The 452-nt window shown below is 66.2% G+C and carries 1 pseudogene; it reads left to right on the forward strand.

Annotated elements, in window-relative coordinates:
* Positions 1–232 precede the first annotated feature (232 nt).
* Positions 233–452, forward strand: a pseudogene (locus ADL25_RS16175) (UDP-N-acetylglucosamine--N-acetylglucosamine transferase); the annotation flags it as partial.

The raw sequence follows: 452 nt of genomic DNA on the forward strand, positions 1-452 counted from the left end.
CCTCGCCCTTGGGGTCGCTCACCGTCCGCCTTCCCTCCTGCCGTCTCAGCACAGGCTACCCGGCATGCCTACTACTAATTGTAGGAGGTATGCTCCGGGATTCGACATGCGAATTACTACATCTTGTAGATTCTGCAGCCCTCGTCGGGCGGAGGAGCAGCCCATGCCTCATATCGGACGTACGCTTCCGCGCCCCGCGGCTGCGAGTCCCATACCGGTCCCCCGGGCCGAAATGACGCCCCCCGGCCGGGTCGCCATCATCTCTGCGAGCGTCGGCGCCGGGCACGACGGCGCCGCCGCCGAGCTGGCCCGGCGCCTCAGGAACGACGGCCTCGCAGTGGACCGGTTCGACCTGCTGGATCTGTTGCCTGTGAGGCTCGGACAGGCTGTCCAGGAGATCTACCACCGGATGCTCGTCCGTGCGCCATGGGCTTACCAGCGGATCTACTCCA

The sequence above is a fragment of the Streptomyces sp. NRRL F-5122 genome (genome assembly GCF_001507435.1).
GTDB classification, from domain to species: Bacteria; Actinomycetota; Actinomycetes; order Streptomycetales; family Streptomycetaceae; genus Streptomyces; species Streptomyces lannensis.